Raw genomic sequence first — 2509 nt, 5'->3', positions numbered from 1 at the left:
AACGGTCGTGACTGCGTGCCTTTTGAAGAATGAGCCTGCGAGTTAGCGGTGTGTAGCGAGGTTAACCCGTGTGGGGAAGCCGTAGCGAAAGCGAGTCCGAATAGGGCGATTGAGTTGCACGCTCTAGACCCGAAGCGGAGTGATCTAGCCATGGGCAGGTTGAAGCGGAGGTAAGACTTCGTGGAGGACCGAACCCACCAGGGTTGAAAACCTGGGGGATGACCTGTGGTTAGGGGTGAAAGGCCAATCAAACTCCGTGATAGCTGGTTCTCCCCGAAATGCATTTAGGTGCAGCGTCGTGTGTTTCTTGCCGGAGGTAGAGCACTGGATAGGCGATGGGCCCTACCGGGTTACTGACCTTAGCCAAACTCCGAATGCCGGTAAGTGAGAGCACGGCAGTGAGACTGTGGGGGATAAGCTCCATGGTCGAGAGGGAAACAGCCCAGAGCATCGACTAAGGCCCCTAAGCGTACGCTAAGTGGGAAAGGATGTGGAGTCGCAGAGACAACCAGGAGGTTGGCTTAGAAGCAGCCACCCTTGAAAGAGTGCGTAATAGCTCACTGGTCAAGTGATTCCGCGCCGACAATGTAGCGGGGCTCAAGCGTACCGCCGAAGTCGTGTCATTGCAGCAATAGGGCCAACGCCCGCTGTGATGGGTAGGGGAGCGTCGTGTGCCGGGTGAAGCAGCAGCGGAAGCTAGTTGTGGACGGTTCACGAGTGAGAATGCAGGCATGAGTAGCGATACACACGTGAGAAACGTGTGCGCCGATTGACTAAGGGTTCCTGGGTCAAGCTGATCTGCCCAGGGTAAGTCGGGACCTAAGGCGAGGCCGACAGGCGTAGTCGATGGACAACCGGTTGATATTCCGGTACCCGCTTTGAAACGCCCAATATCGAATCAGGCGATGCTAAGTCCGTGAAGCCGTTCCGGACCCTTCGGGGAAAGGAAAGTGGTGGAGCCGACGAACCAGACTTGTAGTAGGTAAGCGATGGGGTGACGCAGGAAGGTAGTCCAGCCCGGGCGGTGGTAGTCCCGGGGTAAGGGTGTAGGCCGAGGGGTAGGCAAATCCGTCCCTCATATAAGGCTGAGACCTGATGCCGAGCCGATTGTGGTGAAGTGGATGATCCTATGCTGTCGAGAAAAGCCTCTAGCGAGTTTCATGGCGGCCCGTACCCTAAACCGACTCAGGTGGTCAGGTAGAGAATACCGAGGCGTTCGGGTGAACTATGGTTAAGGAACTCGGCAAAATGCCCCCGTAACTTCGGGAGAAGGGGGGCCATCACTGGTGAGGGAACTTGCTTCCTGAGCTGGGGGTGGCCGCAGAGACCAGCGAGAAGCGACTGTTTACTAAAAACACAGGTCCGTGCGAAGCCGTAAGGCGATGTATACGGACTGACGCCTGCCCGGTGCTGGAACGTTAAGGGGACCGGTTAGTACACTTTCGGGTGTGCGAAGCTGAGAACTTAAGCGCCAGTAAACGGCGGTGGTAACTATAACCATCCTAAGGTAGCGAAATTCCTTGTCGGGTAAGTTCCGACCTGCACGAATGGCGTAACGACTTCTCGACTGTCTCAACCATAGGCCCGGTGAAATTGCACTACGAGTAAAGATGCTCGTTTCGCGCAGCAGGACGGAAAGACCCCGGGACCTTTACTACAGTTTGATATTGGTGTTCGGTTCGGCTTGTGTAGGATAGGTGGGAGACTTTGAAGCGGCCACGCCAGTGGTTGTGGAGTCGTCGTTGAAATACCACTCTGGTCGTGCTGGATGTCTAACCTCGGTCCGTGATCCGGATCAGGGACAGTGTCTGATGGGTAGTTTAACTGGGGCGGTTGCCTCCCAAAGGGTAACGGAGGCGCCCAAAGGTTCCCTCAGCCTGGTTGGCAATCAGGTGTTGAGTGTAAGTGCACAAGGGAGCTTGACTGTGAGACCGACGGGTCGAGCAGGGACGAAAGTCGGGACTAGTGATCCGGCGGTGGCTTGTGGAAGCGCCGTCGCTCAACGGATAAAAGGTACCCCGGGGATAACAGGCTGATCTTCCCCAAGAGTCCATATCGACGGGATGGTTTGGCACCTCGATGTCGGCTCGTCGCATCCTGGGGCTGGAGTCGGTCCCAAGGGTTGGGCTGTTCGCCCATTAAAGCGGTACGCGAGCTGGGTTTAGAACGTCGTGAGACAGTTCGGTCCCTATCCGCTGTGCGCGTAGGAATATTGAGAAGGGCTGTCCCTAGTACGAGAGGACCGGGACGGACGAACCTCTGGTGTGCCAGTTGTCCTGCCAAGGGCATGGCTGGTTGGCTACGTTCGGGAGGGATAACCGCTGAAAGCATCTAAGCGGGAAGCCTGCTTCAAGATGAGTATTCCCACCTCCTTGAGAGGGTAAGGCTCCCAGTAGACGACTGGGTTGATAGGCCAGATGTGGAAGCCCGGTAACGGGTGGAGCTGACTGGTACTAATAGGCCGAGGGCTTGTCCTCAGTTGCTCGCGTCCACTGTGTTAGTTCTGAAG

1 rRNA gene (cut by a window edge) is annotated in these 2509 nt (G+C 56.4%); it reads left to right on the top strand.

Annotated elements, in window-relative coordinates:
* Positions 1-2477: ribosomal RNA gene (locus ACZ7GJ_RS37780) — 23S ribosomal RNA — on the top strand; it begins 149 nt to the left of the window's first position.
* The last annotated feature ends 32 nt before the right edge of the window (positions 2478-2509 follow it).

The sequence above is a fragment of the Streptomyces sp. NPDC037242 genome, from assembly GCF_055604165.1.
Note: the sequence above shows the minus strand (reverse complement) of the source record. Positions and strands in the feature narration are given on the sequence as shown.